At 69.7% G+C, this 16,530-nt stretch carries 14 protein-coding genes and 1 tRNA gene; 11 read left to right on the forward strand and 4 right to left on the reverse strand.

What is annotated here, in order from left to right; translation table 11 throughout:
* Positions 1 to 12 precede the first annotated feature (12 nt).
* Complete coding sequence (gene wblA, locus IE251_RS27355) at positions 13 to 351, reverse strand: transcriptional regulator WblA (protein ID WP_030606400.1); 339 nt, start codon at positions 349 to 351, stop codon at positions 13 to 15.
* A 560-nt stretch (positions 352 to 911) separates the two neighbouring features.
* On the opposite strand from wblA, the gene IE251_RS27360 reads away from it, so the two are divergent.
* Positions 912 to 3,260, forward strand: coding sequence for a transglycosylase domain-containing protein (locus tag IE251_RS27360; protein WP_189755667.1), 2,349 nt, complete (start codon positions 912 to 914; stop codon positions 3,258 to 3,260).
* Positions 3,261 to 3,642: 382 nt separating this feature from the next.
* On the opposite strand, the gene IE251_RS27365 is transcribed toward IE251_RS27360, so the two are convergent.
* Positions 3,643 to 4,110 (reverse strand): GatB/YqeY domain-containing protein, encoded by a 468-nt coding sequence (locus IE251_RS27365; RefSeq protein WP_030781920.1) that lies wholly within the window; start codon positions 4,108 to 4,110, stop codon positions 3,643 to 3,645.
* 179 nt (positions 4,111 to 4,289) lie between these two features.
* Here IE251_RS27365 and IE251_RS27370 point away from each other — a divergent pair, with 179 nt between their 5' ends.
* The 3 genes from IE251_RS27370 to IE251_RS27380 all read left to right on the forward strand — a co-directional run bounded on the left by IE251_RS27370 (position 4,290) and on the right by IE251_RS27380 (position 6,301).
* Positions 4,290 to 5,219 carry a metallophosphoesterase gene (locus tag IE251_RS27370; protein ID WP_189755668.1) on the forward strand — a complete coding sequence of 310 codons (930 nt, stop codon included), beginning with the start codon at positions 4,290 to 4,292 and terminating at the stop codon, positions 5,217 to 5,219.
* Between the two features lie 183 nt (positions 5,220 to 5,402).
* The gene (locus IE251_RS27375; protein ID WP_189755669.1) at positions 5,403 to 6,161 is read left to right on the forward strand and encodes a Pr6Pr family membrane protein; all 759 of its coding nucleotides are present in this window, start codon (positions 5,403 to 5,405) and stop codon (positions 6,159 to 6,161) included.
* 66 nt (positions 6,162 to 6,227) lie between these two features.
* Positions 6,228 to 6,301, forward strand: a tRNA-Pro gene (locus tag IE251_RS27380).
* A 184-nt stretch (positions 6,302 to 6,485) separates the two neighbouring features.
* Here IE251_RS27380 and IE251_RS27385 read toward each other — a convergent pair.
* On the reverse strand, positions 6,486 to 7,631 hold the full coding sequence (locus IE251_RS27385; protein WP_189755670.1) for a hypothetical protein: 1,146 nt from the start codon (positions 7,629 to 7,631) through the stop codon (positions 6,486 to 6,488).
* A gap of 638 nt (positions 7,632 to 8,269) precedes the next feature.
* Here IE251_RS27385 and IE251_RS27390 point away from each other — a divergent pair.
* The 7 genes from IE251_RS27390 to IE251_RS27425 all read left to right on the forward strand — a co-directional run bounded on the left by IE251_RS27390 (position 8,270) and on the right by IE251_RS27425 (position 15,683).
* Entirely contained in the window at positions 8,270 to 9,031 is a 762-nt protein-coding gene (locus tag IE251_RS27390) for a DUF3761 domain-containing protein (RefSeq protein ID WP_229896960.1), read from the forward strand.
* A gap of 571 nt (positions 9,032 to 9,602) precedes the next feature.
* Positions 9,603 to 10,463 (forward strand): hypothetical protein, encoded by an 861-nt coding sequence (locus IE251_RS27400; RefSeq protein ID WP_189755671.1) that lies wholly within the window; start codon positions 9,603 to 9,605, stop codon positions 10,461 to 10,463.
* A gap of 155 nt (positions 10,464 to 10,618) precedes the next feature.
* Positions 10,619 to 12,043: a non-reducing end alpha-L-arabinofuranosidase family hydrolase gene (locus IE251_RS27405; RefSeq protein ID WP_189755672.1), complete on the forward strand. Its 1,425-nt coding sequence runs from the start codon at positions 10,619 to 10,621 to the stop codon at positions 12,041 to 12,043.
* A gap of 305 nt (positions 12,044 to 12,348) precedes the next feature.
* Positions 12,349 to 12,861, forward strand: coding sequence for a toxin-antitoxin system HicB family antitoxin (locus tag IE251_RS27410; RefSeq protein WP_189755673.1), 513 nt, complete (start codon positions 12,349 to 12,351; stop codon positions 12,859 to 12,861).
* 81 nt (positions 12,862 to 12,942) lie between these two features.
* The gene (locus IE251_RS27415) at positions 12,943 to 13,785 is read left to right on the forward strand and encodes a DUF4097 family beta strand repeat-containing protein (protein WP_189755674.1); all 843 of its coding nucleotides are present in this window, start codon (positions 12,943 to 12,945) and stop codon (positions 13,783 to 13,785) included.
* A 132-nt stretch (positions 13,786 to 13,917) separates the two neighbouring features.
* Positions 13,918 to 14,895: an ATP-binding cassette domain-containing protein gene (locus IE251_RS27420; protein WP_189755675.1), complete on the forward strand. Its 978-nt coding sequence runs from the start codon at positions 13,918 to 13,920 to the stop codon at positions 14,893 to 14,895.
* Positions 14,892 to 15,683, forward strand: coding sequence for an ABC transporter permease (locus IE251_RS27425; protein ID WP_189755676.1), 792 nt, complete (start codon positions 14,892 to 14,894; stop codon positions 15,681 to 15,683). Before IE251_RS27420 ends, IE251_RS27425 begins: the two co-directional genes overlap by 4 nt.
* A gap of 313 nt (positions 15,684 to 15,996) precedes the next feature.
* Here IE251_RS27425 and IE251_RS27430 read toward each other — a convergent pair whose 3' ends face one another.
* A complete protein-coding gene (locus tag IE251_RS27430; protein ID WP_189755677.1) occupies positions 15,997 to 16,506 on the reverse strand; it encodes a hypothetical protein in 510 nt (169 codons plus the stop codon).
* Positions 16,507 to 16,530: the final 24 nt, after the last annotated feature.

Below are 16,530 nucleotides of genomic sequence, written 5' to 3' on the forward strand. Positions count from 1 at the left end.
GCGGGGAAGCCCTCAGCTCACCGCGGCATAGTTCTCGTACACCTCGTCGTTGTCGAGGGATACGATCCCCGCTCCCCGCTCGTACTCCGAGCGGGCGGTTTCCAGGAGTCTGCGCCAGGAGGTCACGGTGGGCCGCCTGCGCAGCAGCGCACGGCGCTCACGCTCCGTCATGCCTCCCCACACGCCGAACTCCACGCGGTTGTCCAGCGCGTCGGCCAGGCACTCGGTGCGCACCGGGCATCCGGTGCACACCGCCTTGGCCCTGTTCTGCGCTGCTCCCTGAACGAACAGTTCATCCGGATCGGTAGTGCGGCAGGCGGCCTGCGCACTCCAGTCGGTTACCCAGCCCATACCGGCGCCGTCCTCTCCCGAATCGAGGCTCCCCCACGGCGGCAGCGGCATATTCACCGCCGCCAGTTGAGGACGTTACGGAAGGTGGGGACAGTGCAACACCCCCTTCGGGCCCAATCTTGAATGGCCCGAACGGACTATGGGTAAGCGGCAGATCACCCACGGGAGTGAGCTGGCGACATGCGTGATCATTCCGGCAAACCGGGGCAGTCGCGGTGGGCGACACCGGGCACCGGACGGCACTCGGGGCGGGGCTCAGGCCCGTCCCCGGCGGGGAAACAGGGCCGCTTCCCGGGAATTCCCGGCCGTGTCCGGAACGATTCGGGGTAGCCGCACGTAGGAATGGGTGACCGCACGGTTGTGACAGTCGAGAGCAGCTTAGGCCAATGCCTGTGCGCGTGTCCGGCGAATGGGAACGCGGACATCCCCTCTCTGCGGGGCCCTGACGGAGGCCGGCGCCCCCGGCGAGCCCTCGGGGCCACGTCACGATCGGCACTCGGAACATCCCGAGAAGCGGTCGCTCCCTCGGAACGCTCAACAGTACGGATTAGGCTGCCTCCATGCCAAAGAAGCGCTCGGGCGGTGGTCTGTCGCCCATGCAGCAGGCCGCCAAGTTCCTCGGTGTCAGTGTGCTCGCCGGAGCCGTCATGGCGGGCATCGCGCTGCCCGCGGCCGGAGCGCTGGGCCTCGCGGCCAAGGGCTCGGTCAAGGGCTTCGACGAGATCCCGGCCGACTTGAAGAGCCCCCAGCTGAGCCAGCGCACCACCATCCTGGACAGCCAGGGCAAGCAGATCGCGACCGTCTACTCCCGCGACCGCACGGTGGTGGACCTCAAGGACATCTCGCCGTACATGCAGAAGGCGATCGTCGCGATCGAGGACTCGCGCTTCTACAAGCACGGCGCCGTCGACCTCAAGGGCGTGCTGCGCGCCCTGAACAAGAACGCGCAGGAGGGCGGCGTCGCCCAGGGCGCCTCCACGCTCACCCAGCAGCTGGTGAAGAACTACTTCATCGAGGAGGCCGGCGACGACCCGACGAAGGTCGCCGAGGCCACCCAGCAGACCCTGGGCCGCAAGATCCGCGAGCTGAAGTACGCCATCCAGATCGAGGACAAGCTCGGCAAGAAGAAGATCCTCGAGAACTATCTGAACATCACGTTCTTCGGCGAGCAGGCCTACGGCGTCGAGGCCGCCTCCCAGCGTTACTTCTCCAAGCACGCGAAGGACCTCAGCCTCCAGGAGTCGGCGCTGCTGGCCGGCATCGTGCAGTCCCCGAGCCGGTACGACCCGGTCAACGACGAGGCGGAGGCCACCAAGCGGCGCAACATCGTGCTCCAGCGGATGGCGGAGCTGGGCGACATCTCCCAGCAGGAGGCCGACCAGGCGAAGCGCGCACCGCTCGGCCTGCACACCAGCCGCCCCAAGAACGGCTGCATCACCGCGGTCAAGGGCGCCGGCTTCTTCTGTGACTACGTCCGCCAGGTCATCCTCACCGACCCGGTGTTCGGAAAGACCAAGGAGGCGCGGGCCAAGCTCTGGAACCGGGGCGGCCTGACGGTCCGTACGACGCTCGACCCGCAGGCGCAGGAGTCCGTGCAGGACTCCGTCAAGGACCACGTCTACCGCAGCGACGCCGTGGCGACCGCCGCGACCATCGTCGAACCCGGCACCGGCAAGATCCTCGCCATGGGCCAGTCCCGCCCGTACGGCGTCAACGTCAACAACGGCGAGACGACGATCAACCTCTCCGTGGACCAGGACATGGGCGGCGGCGCCGGCTACCAGCCCGGTTCCACGTTCAAGCCGATCGTCGCCGCGGCGGCCGTCGAGGGCGGCAAGTCCCCGGCGCAGGAGTACTCGTCGCCGTACGAGATGGCGTACCCGAGCCCGGTGACCGCGTGCGACGGCAAGGTGTGGCGCAACGACCCGAGGCGGCCGGAGAAGCTGAAGAACGAGGACGACTCCGAGCGCGGCCCGTACGGCATGGCGGAGGCCACCGCGAAGTCGGTCAACACCTATTACGTGCAGCTGATCAGCGACATCGGCATCTGCCCGGTCGTCGACATGGCCAAGAAGATGGGCGTGGCGCGCGCGGACGGCCGCAAGATCGTCCAGGCGCCCTCCATCGCGCTCGGCACCCAGGAGATGTCCCCGCTGACGATGGCGAGCGCGTACGCCGCCTTCGCCTCGCGCGGCACGTACTGCACCCCGGTCGCCATCGAGTCGGTCACCCAGAAGGCCGGCAGCCGGCAGAAGTCCCTTCCGGTGCCGAAGTCGACCTGCTCACGGGCGATGTCGGAGAACACCGCGGACACGATCAGCACGCTCCTCAAGGGCGTGGTCGAGGACGGCACGGGCCAGGAGGCCGGTCTCGGCAGCCGCCCGAGCGCGGGCAAGACGGGTACGACGGACGAGCGCTTCGCGGCCTGGTTCGTCGGCTACACCCCGAACATGGCGGGCGCGGTCTGGGTCGGCGACCCGCAGCACAAGCGCAAGATGACCAACATCACCATCGGCGGCGTCCCGCACGACAAGGTCTACGGCGGCGAGGTCCCGGGTCCGATCTGGCGCGACATGATGTCCGGCGCGCTGGAGGGCAGGCCCGCCCCCGACTTCCATCTGGTCGACCTTCCCGACGACAGCCACGACGAGGACGACCAGAAAAAAGGCGACCGGGGGGAGACGGACGACCACAACGGGGACACGAGGGGGCGGGTGACCGGGGGACTGCTCGGCGGCCTGACGAACGGCGGCACCGCTGACGGCGGCCCCACCGCGGGCGCCCTCGGCGGCTCGTTCCCGACGCCGACGTTCTCCCTCCCGGAGAACCTCATCCAGGGGCAGGGGGGCGGCGGGACCGGCGGAAACGGTGGAAACGGCGGGAACGGTCACGGGGGCCGGCGGCATTAGGACGGGCCGGCCGATCATGTTCGGAGCCGGATGAGCGGGGCCGCACCTCTGGGGAGGGGTGCGGCCCCGTGGTCGTGGAGACGTCGTAGCGACGATGCCGGGGCGCGTCGTAGAGACGTTGCCGTTGCGGCGAGGCCGTAGAGACCCCGTGGTAGGGACGGGGAACGGAGGCCGGGCGCCGGGGGCGGGGCGCGCCTGCCGGGGCCGGTGGCGACGGCGCGAGGAGGGTGGGCTGGGGCGGTGTCAGCCAGGGGCCGGCTCGGGAGGCCGGCGCTGGAGGAGGTCGGCGTCCTGGGTGTCAGCCTGAGAGGAGACCAGCCCAGCAGGCTTGCCCGGAAGTCCGGCCCAGGAAAGGGCCGGCCCAGGAGGCCGGCCCGGGGGCTCAGCCCTGGAGGTGCTTCTTCACCGCGGCGGCGACCCGGCCGCCCTCGGCCTGACCGGCCACCTTCGGGTTCACGATCTTCATGACGGCGCCCATGGCCCGCGGCCCCTCGGCACCGGCCGCCTTCGCCTCGGCCACCGCCTGGACGACGATCGCGTCCAGCTCCTCGTCGGACAGCTGCTTGGGCAGGTAGTCGGCGAGCACCTCGCCCTCCGCCTTCTCCCGCTCGGCCTGCTCGGCACGGCCGCCCTGCGCGAAGGCCTCCGCCGCCTCACGGCGCTTCTTCGCCTCGCGGGTGATCACCTTGAGGACCTCGTCGTCGGACAGCTCCCGCTTCTCCTTGCCTGCGACCTCCTCCTTGGTGATCGCGGCGAGGGTCAGCCGGAGCGTCGAGGAGCGGAGCTCGTCGCGCCCCTTGATCGCGGCGTTGAGGTCGTCCTGCAGCTTCGACTTGAGCGTGGTGGTCATGGCCCGATTGTCGCAGGTACGCGGCCCCCCGTGCCCGCCCATTTAGCGGCGGGCACGGCCACGGGCGCGCGGTCACCCGTGCCCGCCCCTATATAACCGCCGGCGTCATATCCGCCGGCGTCCGCTCGACCGGTGACGGCCGGTCTCGGCGCGCCCAACCCGTCTGACACGATGGACAGATGCGCGCGCGATACGGAATCCCCTTGGGAATCGTGGCGGCCGGCACCGCCGGCCTGGTCTATGCGGCGGGCTTCGAGGCCCGTTCCTTCCGCCTCCGACGGGTCACCGTCCCCGTCCTGCCCCCGGGCATGCGCCCGCTGCGTGTGCTCCAGGTCTCCGACATCCACATGGTCGGCGGCCAGCGCAAGAAGCAGCGCTGGCTGCAGTCGCTGGCCGGACTGCGCCCCGACTTCGTGATCAACACCGGGGACAACCTGTCCGACCCCGAGGGCGTCCCGGAGGTGCTGGACGCGCTGGGCCCGCTGATGGAGTTCCCGGGCGCGTACGTCTTCGGTTCCAACGACTACTACGGCCCCAAGCTGCGCAACCCGGCCCGCTACCTGCTGGAGAAGGCGAGCGGACGCCACGGGCTGAACGGCAACGCGCCGGCGGTGGGCGCGGTCCACAACCCGTGGGAGGACCTGCGGGACGGCTTCGACGCGGCGGGCTGGCTGAACCTGACCAACACGCGGGGTGTGCTGAAGGTCGAGGGCGTCTCCATCGAGCTGACCGGCCTGGACGACCCGCACATCAAGCGGGACCGCTACGCCCGGGTGGCCGGCGGCCCCTCGGGGGCGTACGACTTCTCGATGGGCGTGGTCCACGCGCCGTACCTGCGGGTGCTGGACGCGTTCACGGCGGACGACTACCCCCTGATCCTGGCCGGCCACACCCACGGCGGCCAGTTGTGCATCCCCTTCTACGGCGCCCTGGTCACCAACTGCGACCTGGACACGGACCGCGTCAAGGGCCTGTCCACGCACACCGTGGAGGGCCGTACGTCCTACCTCCACGTCTCGGCCGGCTGCGGCACCAACCGCTACACCCCGGTCCGCTTCGCGTGCCCGCCGGAGGCGACGTTGCTGACGCTGGTGGAGAAGAAGGGGTGACGGGCCGGAGGGGGAACCCGGCACTCCGCTCGGCCGACGCACGGTGACGGAAGGCCGGGATGACGGAAGGCCGGGATGACGGAAGGCCGGGGGGACGGAGGGCCGGGATGCCGGCCGTCGTTCCGTAACCCACCCGGCCCAATCCGCCTGGCCGCCCCCCTCCCCCGCTCCTAGCGTGAGGGCATGACCGCCCCGATACCCAGGGACATCCCGGACCTGCCCGCGGTCCCGGGCCCGCCCGTCCTGCTGCCCGCCCCGGTCCCGGCCACGGCGGTGGTGGCCCCGGTGCGCCGCCCGGCGGCCGCGGTGTTCCGTCTGCTGATCGCCGCGACGGCGGCGGGAGGGGTCGCGCTGGAGCTGCTGCTGGGCAGCCCGGGCCGCATGCTGAGCCACTTCAGCGTCCAGGCCACCGCGCTGCTGGCCGTGATCACGTTCCTGTCGGCGACGAGGGCCTGGCGGGCCCGCCGCCCGCTCCCGTCGGCGGTGACCGGCGCCGCGCTCCTCTACGTCGTGACCAGCGCCCTCGTCTACCACCTGCTCCTGGCCCACACGACGCCGCCGTTCTCCATGACCGGCGCGACGACGGCCCCGGAACGCTGGCACGCCCAGTGGACGGCACTCCAGGTACTCCACGTACTGGTCCCGGCGGCGGCCGTACTGGACTGGCTCCTGCTCACCCCCGCGCCCCGCCTGCGCCTCCGCCAGACCGCGGCCTGGCTCCTGTACCCCCTGGCCTATCTGGTCTTCACCTTCATCCGGGCCGCGCTCCTCCCCCCGTCCGACCCGTCCCGGCACCTCTATCCCTTCCTGGACACGACGGCCCACGGCTACCGCGGCACCCTCGCGAACGCCCTCCTCCTGGGCCTCGGGATCTACGCCCTGTCGGTCCTCCTGGTGGCCCTGGACCACACCCGCCCGTCCCCGACCCGGCACCGCCTCTGAACCGGATTTCGTCTACAGCCCCCAGTGGGCTAAAGTAAACGACGTCGCCGCGAGAAGCAGCGACACCGGGGTGTAGCGCAGCTTGGCAGCGCGCTTCGTTCGGGACGAAGAGGTCGTGGGTTCAAATCCCGCCACCCCGACGCCGTAGTACCAGGTCAGGGGCCTGATCCGCTTAGCGGGTCGGGCCCCTGAGTGGTTTCCGGGGACCGTTTGGGAGAAATCCGGGAGAAGATGTTGGTCGGCTTCTCCCAGATGGATCCGGCACCTGCCGCGACCCGCAGGTCGGACAAGGCTCCTCAAAGCTGCACGCTCGCGAATCCGGATCTACGACACGGCGGCTTCCGGTTCGTCCGCCGCATACGGGTGGACGTACCTGCCCCTGTTGAACGGGGAGAACCACGCCTTGAATCCCATGGGCGCCACTCGGAGGACCTCGCCGATGGGACTTTCATCGATCCCATCCATGGAGGCGTCGTAGAGCCACTCGTGGTCCATGTCCTCGTAGACGTTGTTGGCGAACACTTCCAACGCGGCGGAAACACCGTCGTCGAGCAGCCCGAAGGTCTCCAAGGTCACGTGGGTCTCGTTCAGCAGAAGCTTCAGGGCGAGTTCCTCGGCGACACAGCTCAAGCGCTGGAAGCTGCCGTCCGTGAAGTGTGTGGTCATGGCGACCACCGTCACCAGGAAGCGGCGGGCGAACAGGCTGTCGTATTGGAGCGCATACCGCGCGGGAAGGTCCTCCAGGTGCCATAGGTGCCCGTCACACTCCGCGGCGGTGGTGTCCTCTTCCGCCAGCGTCTGCACGTCCTGGAAGAGCTGGTCCACCAAGACGTCGGTCGCCCACACCAGCGCGCCGGCGGCCAGCCGGGCGTCCTCGGGCGATACGGAGAAGCCGCCCTCGCCCTCTTCCGCCTCCTCGTTCTCCTCCTCATCCGGCACACCGAACATCACCGGGGAAAACGAGCGCAGTTCGCCGGCCAACGCCAGCATGTGCTGGCGCACCTCCTCAGCCTTCGCCTCCGCGTCGTACTCGTCCTCGCCACTCCCGGCCGCAGGGTGCTCGCCGTGCCTGGCCTTGCGCGCAGCCGGATCGGACGGCGGAACATCGGGGCCGTCTGCGGCGTCGAGGCTCTCCAGGGCGAGCTTGGGATGCAATGCGACCTCGCATCGGTCAATCGTCCAGTCGGCCAGCAATTCGGACCGCTCCAGCAGTTCCTCCACGATGGAACGCACAGCACTCTCGGCCATTTCCAACGCCGGGGCGTCCACGACGACCTTCAGGAGCGCTCCCTCTGAGTGAACGGCCACAATGCTGTCGAGCAGACCGACCTCGACACCGTCAGGGCCCTCGATGGCCTCGACCGAGTCGAAGCCGTCCTCGATGAGCGCGACAGCACCGACGCGCTGAAGCGGGTCCAACTCCGGGACTCCCTCGGGGAGGCGGGCATCTACCGTCACGACATATTTCACGCCCCCGAGCCTGGCAGCCGACGCTACTTCGCGGGGTGGGTTCCTCCTGATTGGCCACCCCTCCCTTCCAGTCATGGAGGTCGAGGTGCGGAGAGGACTTACCGCAGCAGCAGTGGGCGAGAGCACGGGGCGAAGAACAGCGCGCCAGCCCCCCGGAAGGCACGCGGCAGGTCGGAACGTTGATCGGTAAGACCGCCGCAGGTCACGACCGCCGATGGTGGTGAGTTGTGGCTGGACTGACTCCCAAGGGAATCCGTGTCAGTCATCTCTGCAACGTAGCCGACCCGTACGACACGGCTTCCTCGCTGATGAGCGGGAGCGTTGATCAATGGACCGGCTACTGCGTGCGGGCCGTGGCTGACGGCCTGCCCATGCTGTTTGCGCGTCTGTTCGGCAGGGTCGAGCGCTGTCGTGGGCAGCGGCTGGCGCCCGGAGCAGTTCTTGTCCGTCACCGTTCCAACTCAGCCACTCTTCGTCCCTCTTTTTCCTTGAACGGTCATCTACTCGGCGGTACCCGGTTAGTGTCATCGCCCTGACAGGCACCTGTTCCCCGCTACAAGCGGGCACCGGTTCACGGCCGAGGGCAGGGCTATGCGCGCAGGGGAGCGCGCAGCAGGTAGTAGCAAGGGGATCAGTACGTGGCACAAAACCAGAGACCTCAGCCGACGGCTGAGGACAAGAAGAACGTCAGACTTGGTTGCGGCATCATGCTGGCCGCGCTTCTCCTGGTCGGCGGATGCAGTGCCCTGCTCAACGACGACAACGACTCCTCGTCGACCTCATCGTCCTCGTCATCCGTGTACGACGGCAAGGCGAAGACCGTTAGAGTCGAGGACTTCGTCGGCATGGGGCTCCAGGAAGCCCAGGACGCCGCGCAAGCCGACGGCATCGTCCACCTTGACTCAACGGACGCCACCGGCCAGGGCCGAATGCAGCTCTGGGACCGCAACTGGACGGTCTGCGCACAGACACCCGCGGCCGACGCAACGATGAGCACCGATGACACGCTCACGTTCGACACCGTCAAGTCCAGCGAGGGCGAAAGCTGCGACGACCCTACAGAGTCTGCTGGCAGCGGCGATGACTACGGAGAAAACGATTCCTCCGCTGTCTCGGGCACGGGAGACGACTACAGCGACGACACTTCCTCAACCGTCGCCGGCACCGGGGACGACGACGGTGCCGACTCTTCCAGCAGCGGCTCAAGCACATCGACTGGCGGCTCCGACTCATCAGGAGACGTCTCGAGTTCCTCTTCGTCCTCGGGTGGTTCGCAGCAGGCGCCTGCCGGCGCCACCGCCCAGTGCAACGACGGTACGTACAGCTACTCCGCGCACCGTAGGGGCACCTGCTCGCATCACGGTGGTGTGGCCGTCTGGCTCGCCAGCGTGCCTTCGTAGAGAGGAAGTCGTGTTCTGGGCCATGTGTGCCTGCATCGACTTCACGTTCGCTTCGTAGAGGCGTTGGCCGGCCGACACCCCCGCCGTCGTGGCTGTCGTTCGTCGGCTGAGGTTCGGACAGGGTCATCCAAGATGCCGGCCGTCAGTCCAAAGCCAGCTCCCTAAAACCTCCGGCAAGACTCAGGGCATGGTGTGGATCAGGCCGAGCGACGCCGACGAGTGCGAAGCCGGTGGGCTCCCTTCACGGCGTAGACGACGGTCATGAGGGCGAAGCCTACGAAGGTGAGTCAGAACCACGATTTCGCGACCACGAGAGTCAGCAGCGGGCCGCCGAAGAGCAGCAGGGAGCCAACGGCGTCCAGCAGGTCGAGATACGCCTTCAAACGCACCGGCGAATCGGATCGGCGCAGTCGGCTGATGACGGAAACGAGGCCGAGGCCCTGCAAGACGGCCAGAGCCAGAGCGACCCAGGTAGGGAGAGATCCGGGACAGGATTTCGGCGCCTGGCCGGCTTCTCCCGGCCGGCCCGTGTTGGGCCGGCTCTCGTCGCCCCGCTGCTACGGTCGCGTGCATGCCGCTCCCGGTCTCTGCAAGTCAGGCTGTCGACCTACGGGTGCAGCCTGTTGGTGGGGTTTTGGATCGTGTTGCCCGGTGGCTGGGGGTGCGGTTTCTCGGGGATACGGTGGTGCGCAAGCGCCGGACTGTGGGGGCCCGGACGGATCGCGATACCTGGGTGCGTATCGAGCGGCGGCCGCTCGGCAAGATCGCCGGTCAAGGGTGGAACGGTGCGGAGTGTGCCGCTCGCCTTCATGGCGTCGTCCAGCCGGTATGGCGGGGATGCGTGGTGTGGCGGGACTCGGACGAGGCGGTGATGTGGCGGGCCGATGAGAGTGATCTCCTGCCGGGGGATCCTGTCGGGAACGCCGTTCTGAGTGAGGATCCCGGGCTTCCGGACGAGTGGTGGGGCGGGTTGAACGCCTCTCTGGACGCGCTGGCGGCGCAGCGGACGGGGCGGGTCGCCACGCCCGATGGCGAGAGCATCACCCAGGCGATGGTCACCCGGTGCGTCCAGGCCGTCTTCTCCGGCGGTTTCGATACGGCCGTCCGGCGTTGGGTGCCGGCACACGCCGACCTGAACTGGGCCAACGTCACGGCCCCGGTGTTCAGTCTCTTCGACTGGGAGGACTGGGGGGACGCTCCGCAGGGGCTGGACTCGGCCTCGTTGTGGGCGAGTTCGCTTGCCGTTCCGGGTCTGGCGGATCGTGTGCGGCACGAGCGGCGGCGAGACCTCGGGACGCGGGACGGCAAGCTGATGACATTGTTCGTCTGCTCGAAAATCCTCGGGCCGTACGCCCATCCCGGTGATCCTCGATCGGAGCCTGCTCGGCGCATGGCCGAGCGGGTCGTCGAAGAGCTTCGGGCGGACATGTAGCCGGGCGCGTCGGGAGTGGTCTCGGCTCGGGAATTCGGCGAGAAGTATTGACGCTGTTCGGCGGGTCTCCCATCATCCAGGTTGCTCGGCACTTCGACCTTTGTTCGGTATCACGAACGCGCCGGAATCGCCGGCTCAAGGATGACGAGGTCCCCATGCACTTAGGAAAGTTCAGCCGCAGGCGTCTGTCCGCGATGTTCGCCGCCGCGATCGCGGTCCTGGCCTCCTTGGCGGCGCTGCTCGGCGCCGGCCCGGCCCAGGCGGCCACCAGTGGCACCTTGCGCGGTGTCGGTTCCGGCCGGTGTCTCGATGTGCCGAACGCCGGCCAGTCCGACGGCACGAACCTGCTGATCTGGGACTGTCACGGCGGGGCCAACCAGCAGTGGACGCTGACGGACAACAATGAGCTGACCGTGTACGGCACCAAGTGCCTGGACGTTCCGGGCCACGCCACCACGGCCGGTACGCGGCCGGTGATCTGGGCCTGCAACGGCGGTGCGAACCAGCGGTGGCGGGTGAACGCCGACGGCACGGTCGTCGGTACGGAGTCCGGGCTGTGCCTGGAGACCGCGGGCGGCGCCACGGCCAACGGCACCGCGGTGCAGATCGGCACGTGCAACGGCGGCGGCAGCCAGAAGTGGACCGGCCTGACCGCGCCGGGCGGCGACACGTGCGCGCTTCCGTCGGCCTACCGGTGGACGTCGACCGGTGCCCTGGCCCAGCCGGCCTACGGGTGGACCTCGCTGAAGGACTTCAGCACGGTGACGTACAACGGAAAGCACCTGGTCTACGGCTCGAACGTGTCGGGCGGGACGTCGTACGGCTCCATGGCGTTCAGCCCCTTCACGAACTGGTCGGACATGGCCTCGGCCGGCCAGACCGGGATGAGCCAGTCCGCGGTGGCGCCCACGCTGTTCTACTTCGCGCCCAAGAACATCTGGGTGCTGGCCTCCCAGTGGGGGGCCTCGCCCTTCATCTACCGCACGTCGAGCGACCCGACCAACCCCAACGGCTGGTCCGCTCCGCAGCCGCTGTTCACCGGCAGCATCCCCGACGGGGCACCGCTCGACCAGACGCTGATCGCCGACGACCAGAACATGTACCTGTTCTTCGCCGGTGACAATGGAAAGATCTACCGGGCGAGCATGCCGATCGGGAACTTCCCGGGCAACTTCGGCTCCTCCTACACCACGGTCATGAGCGACACGACGGCCAACCTGTTCGAGGCGGTCCAGGTGTACAAGGTCAAGGGCCAGAACCAGTACCTCATGATCGTCGAGGCCATGGGGGCGAACGGGCGCTACTTCCGCTCCTTCACCGCCACCAGCCTCGGCGGGTCGTGGACCCCGCAGGCCGCCACCGAGAGCAACCCCTTCGCGGGCAAGGCCAACAGCGGTGCCACCTGGACCAACGACATCAGCCACGGCGACCTGGTCCGCGACAACCCCGACCAGACCATGACCATCGATCCCTGCAACCTCCAGTTCCTCTACCAGGGCCTCTCCCCCGCCTCCGTCACCCCGGGCATGCCCTACAACGAGCTGCCCTGGCGGCCCGCCGTGCTCACCCTGCGACGCTGACCCGCCGCCCGATCACCGTCTTCAGGAGCCCCCGCCGCGCGTCGGCCGGGGCTCCTCGCGGTGTCGGCGCCCCCACCCCGCACCAGGCGCCATCGTGGTGCCAAGTGGTGTCACTGTGGTGCCGGGTGGTGCCGGGTGGTGGGTGATCTCCGGTTCCGTAGGGTGCTTTGACGCCGGTCGATAGGGCTTCTGAGCCACCTCACACCACCTCTGACCTGGGGATATCTGGAGGACGCAGCACTCGCGGTGCCATCCATGGCGCCATGGGGTTGCGTATGGCATCACGATGGTGCCATTATGGCGTCATGGACCTCACGCCCTATGTCGAAACCCTCCGCCGCGAACTCGCGGTGGCCGCTGAAGCCGGCGGGGAGGATGCCCGGGAGCTGGCCGAGAGGCTGACCGCTCCGCTGGAGTCGGCGGCTCGGCTGACCATGCTGAACGTGCTGTCCGCCGCCATGGACGAAGTCACCCGGGAGCTCGCCCCGGGGTCGGTGGACGTGCGGCTGCGCGGGCTCGACCCGGAGTTCGTGGTGGCGTTGCCGGCCGTCGAAGCCGGGGGCCCCGCGGAGGCGGCCGCGCCCGTCGAGGCCTTCAAGGCGCCGGCCGAGGGGGACGAGGGCGGGACCGCCCGCGTCAATCTGCGGCTGCCCGCCCAGCTCAAGGCCCGGGCCGAGGAGGCCGCGAACCGCGAGGGGCTCTCGGTCAACGCCTGGCTGGTACGGGCCGTGTCGGCCGCGGTCGACGGCGGCTCCCGGCCGCGTACGCCGGAGAAGAGCCAGACCGTCGGACAGCGCTTCACGGGCTGGGTGCGCTAGCCGCACCCCGCCCGCTCCACTTCACCCACACCACGTCCCACCTGCGGGGACGTTCCCAAGACTCACGAGGACGGGACAGCCATGCCTTCTTTCGACACTCCCGAACCGATCTCGGTCACCGCACGGGTGGACGCCGGTTCCATCCAGTTCACCGCGAGCGACCGCCTCGACACCGTGGTGGAGGTGCGGCCCCGCAACCCGAAGAAGGACCTGGACGTACGGACGGCCGACCAGACCGAGGTCTCCTGCGCGAGTGGCGCGCTGACCATCCGGACGCCCAAGTCCAACCTGTTCGGCCGCACCGGCGTCGTGGACGTGACGGTCGAGCTGCCCGCCGGCTCCCGCGTCGACATGACCGGGGCCTGGACCCAGGTGCTGGGCGAGGGCCGGCTCGGTGAGGTGCGGGTGAAGACCTCGTCCGGCGATGTCCGCCTGGACGCGACCGGCCCGCTGGAGCTGACGGCCTCGCACGGCTCGATCACCGTGGAGCGGGTCGAGGGCCGGGCCGAGATCAGCACCAGCACCGGCAGTCTGCGCGTCGGCCTCCTCGACGGCCCGGCCGTGCTGAAGAACTCGCACGGCGGCACGAGCGTCGACGTCGCGACCGGCGCGCTGCGGGTGAGCAACGCCAACGGTGACATCGAGGTGCGGCGCGCCGAGGACTCGGTCACCGCCACCACCGCCCACGGCACCGTGCGCGTGGGGGACGTGGCCCGCGGCACCGTCCAGCTGGAGACCTCCTACGGCGCCATCGACCTCGGCATCCGCGAGGGCACGGCCGCCTGGCTCGACGTCAGCTCCGGTGCCGGGCAGGTGCGCAACACTCTCACCGCCTCCGGCGCCCCGGACACCACCGAGGACACCGTCCAGGTCCGCGCCCGCACCCGCTACGGCAACATCGACATCCGCCGCGCCCGGGGCTGAGCACCGGGCCACGAGCCCGCCGGCCTCCCCGCCCGCTCCCTCCGCTTCCCCCGCTTCTTCAGCTTCCTCCGCCGGCTCCACTTCCTTCTACTTCCTCGGCTCGAACGGGAGGGCTCCATCCCCATGCCTGTCATGTCCACGACCAAAACGGAGCGGTCGGCCGCCGCCATCTCCGCCGTCGGGCTCCGCAAGTCCTACGGCGACAAGACCGTCCTGGACGGCATCGATCTGCACATCCCCGCCGGCTCCGTGTTCGCGCTGCTCGGACCGAACGGCGCCGGCAAGACCACCACCGTGAAGATCCTCTCCACGCTCGTCACCGCCGACGGCGGGCAGGCCCGCGTCGCGGGCCACGATCTCGCCACCGCACCCCAGGCCGTACGCGCCGCGATCGGGGTCACCGGGCAGTTCTCCGCCGTCGACGGGCTGATCACCGGCGAGGAGAACATGCTCCTCATGGCGGATCTGCACCATCTGCCCAAGCGCGAGGGGCGGCGGGTCGCCGCCGAGCTGCTGGAGCGGTTCGGGCTGGCCGAGGCCGCCAAGAAGCCCGCCCAGAGCTACTCCGGCGGCATGAAGCGCCGTCTGGACATCGCCATGACCCTCGTCGGCGCCCCGCGGATCATCTTCCTCGACGAGCCGACCACCGGCCTCGACCCGCGCTCCCGGCACACCATGTGGCAGATCGTCCGCGAGCTGGTCGCGGACGGCGTCACCGTCTTCCTCACCACGCAGTATCTGGAGGAGGCCGACCAGCTCGCCGACCGCATCGCCGTGCTCAACGGCGGGCGGATCGCCGCCGAGGGCACCGCCGACCAGCTCAAGCGCCTCGTCCCCGGCGGACATGTGCGGCTCCGCTTCACCGACCCGTCCGCGTACCGGTCCGCCGCCTCCGCGCTGCGCGAGGCCGCACCGGACGACGAGTCGCTGGCGCTGCGCGTCCCCAGCGACGGCAGCCAGCGCGAACTGCGCTCCCTGCTCGACTGGCTGGAGGCCACCGGCATCGAGGCGGACGAGCTGACCGTGCACACCCCCGACCTCGACGACGTGTTCTTCGCCCTCACCGCCGGCGCCGAGCAGCCGGCCCTCTCCACGGAGGATGTCCGATGAGCTCCCTCTCCCTCGCCGTGCGCGACTCCTCGACGATGCTGCGCCGCAATCTGCTGCACGCCCGCCGCTACCCGTCGATGACGCTGAACCTGCTGCTCTCGCCGGTCGTCCTGCTGCTGCTGTTCGTCTACATCTTCGGTGACGTGATGAGCGCGGGCATCGGCAACGGCGGGACGGACCGCTCCGCGTACCTCGCCTATCTCGTCCCGGGCATCCTGCTGATGACCATCGGCAGCACCACGATCGGCAGCGCGGTCTCCGTGGCCACCGACATGACCGAGGGCATCGTCGCCCGCTTCCGTACGATGGCGATCCACCGCGGGTCGGTGCTCGTCGGGCACGTCGTCGGCAGCGTGCTCCAGTGCGTGATGAGCGTGCTGCTCGTGGGGGCCGTCGCGGTGGCCATCGGGTTCCGGGCCACGGACGCCACCGCCCTGGACTGGCTCCTGGCCGTCGGGCTGCTCGCGCTCGTCTCCGTGGCGCTCACCTGGATCGCGGTCGGCATGGGCCTGTCCAGCCCGAACGCCGAGGCGGCCAGCAACAACGCCCTGCCGCTGATGGTGCTGCCGCTGCTGTCCAGCGCGTTCGTGCCGGTCGACGCGATGCCGGGCTGGTTCCGGCCGATCGCCGAGTACCAGCCGTTCACCCCGGCCATCGAGACCCTGCGCGGACTGCTGCTCGGCACCGAGATCGGCCACAACGGATGGCTGGCCGTCGCCTGGTGCGTCGGACTGGCGGTGCTCGGCTACGTCTGGTCCACCTCGCTCTTCGCCCGCGAACCGAAGTAACGGCCGTCCCCGCTGACGCGTCCCGCTCCGGGGCGGTGTACGTCCGGCACCACGCCGGCGTGCGCCGCCCCGAAGCCGTTTCCCCGCGGCCCGGCCGAGCCTCGGAGAGTCGTAGGCGCGCGTCAGGGTCACGTCAGGGGTTCCGGTTCCGGCTTGCCCGGGGTGTGCGGGACGGCTTCGATGGACGGCGTGAACAGCGCCCGGCTCCTCCCTGGCCGGCGCCGCCGGTATCGCGTCCCGCCGACGCCGGCTTCCGTGGTCCGAGGGGCGCCGAGCGGCTCCGGCGCCCCTCGGCCTCCCCGCGCGGTGCCCGTCAGGCGGTCTTGGTGCCCGTCATGACGATGGTCACCGTCTCGGTCCCGCCGTCGTCGTAGACGCGCTTGGTCAGGCCGCAGGCGGAGAAGGCGGTCGGCGAGGTGAGGACGCCGTCCAGTGCGACGTACGCCGTTCCGGTGCGCGTGCCCGGCAGCGGATGGGTGAACTCGTAGTGGAGCGTGCCGCCGTAGCCGCTGCGCCACTCGCCGGTGCCGATGAACACCGGCTTGCCGTCGGGGCCGGGGTGCGCTTCCAGCCGCAGGGTGTGGTCGGCGTGGAAGAAGAGGGTGCCCGTCGAGGCCGGGTGGTCGGACTCCTGGGTCGTCACCGACCAGGTGCCCACCGGGGAGGGCGCGGTCGTGGCCGTAGCGGACGTGGGGGGTTCGGCGGTCAGGGCGAGCGCGGGCTGTGGTGCGGCCACGGCCAGCGTCAGGAACCCGGCGGCCAGGGCCACGCCCACGGCACGGCGCGCGGCCGGTGCGCCGGTGGTGCTCTGCTTCTTCGGCATCGTGTACGTCCTCTCGGATCGTTT

This window comes from Streptomyces eurythermus (assembly GCF_014649115.1).
GTDB classification, from domain to species: Bacteria; Actinomycetota; Actinomycetes; order Streptomycetales; family Streptomycetaceae; genus Streptomyces; species Streptomyces eurythermus.

Coding starts and splice junctions, on each gene's coding strand:
- IE251_RS27370 (WP_189755668.1), top strand. CDS start 4,290: ATGCGCGCGCGATACGGAATCCCCTTGGGAATCGTGGCGGCCGGCACC.
- IE251_RS27405 (WP_189755672.1), top strand. CDS start 10,619: ATGCACTTAGGAAAGTTCAGCCGCAGGCGTCTGTCCGCGATGTTCGCC.
- IE251_RS27425 (WP_189755676.1), top strand. CDS start 14,892: ATGAGCTCCCTCTCCCTCGCCGTGCGCGACTCCTCGACGATGCTGCGC.
- IE251_RS27410 (WP_189755673.1), top strand. CDS start 12,349: ATGGACCTCACGCCCTATGTCGAAACCCTCCGCCGCGAACTCGCGGTG.
- IE251_RS27360 (WP_189755667.1), top strand. CDS start 912: ATGCCAAAGAAGCGCTCGGGCGGTGGTCTGTCGCCCATGCAGCAGGCC.
- wblA (WP_030606400.1), bottom strand. CDS start 351: ATGGGCTGGGTAACCGACTGGAGTGCGCAGGCCGCCTGCCGCACTACC.
- IE251_RS27400 (WP_189755671.1), top strand. CDS start 9,603: ATGCCGCTCCCGGTCTCTGCAAGTCAGGCTGTCGACCTACGGGTGCAG.
- IE251_RS27375 (WP_189755669.1), top strand. CDS start 5,403: ATGACCGCCCCGATACCCAGGGACATCCCGGACCTGCCCGCGGTCCCG.
- IE251_RS27365 (WP_030781920.1), bottom strand. CDS start 4,110: ATGACCACCACGCTCAAGTCGAAGCTGCAGGACGACCTCAACGCCGCG.
- IE251_RS27415 (WP_189755674.1), top strand. CDS start 12,943: ATGCCTTCTTTCGACACTCCCGAACCGATCTCGGTCACCGCACGGGTG.
- IE251_RS27430 (WP_189755677.1), bottom strand. CDS start 16,506: ATGCCGAAGAAGCAGAGCACCACCGGCGCACCGGCCGCGCGCCGTGCC.
- IE251_RS27420 (WP_189755675.1), top strand. CDS start 13,918: ATGTCCACGACCAAAACGGAGCGGTCGGCCGCCGCCATCTCCGCCGTC.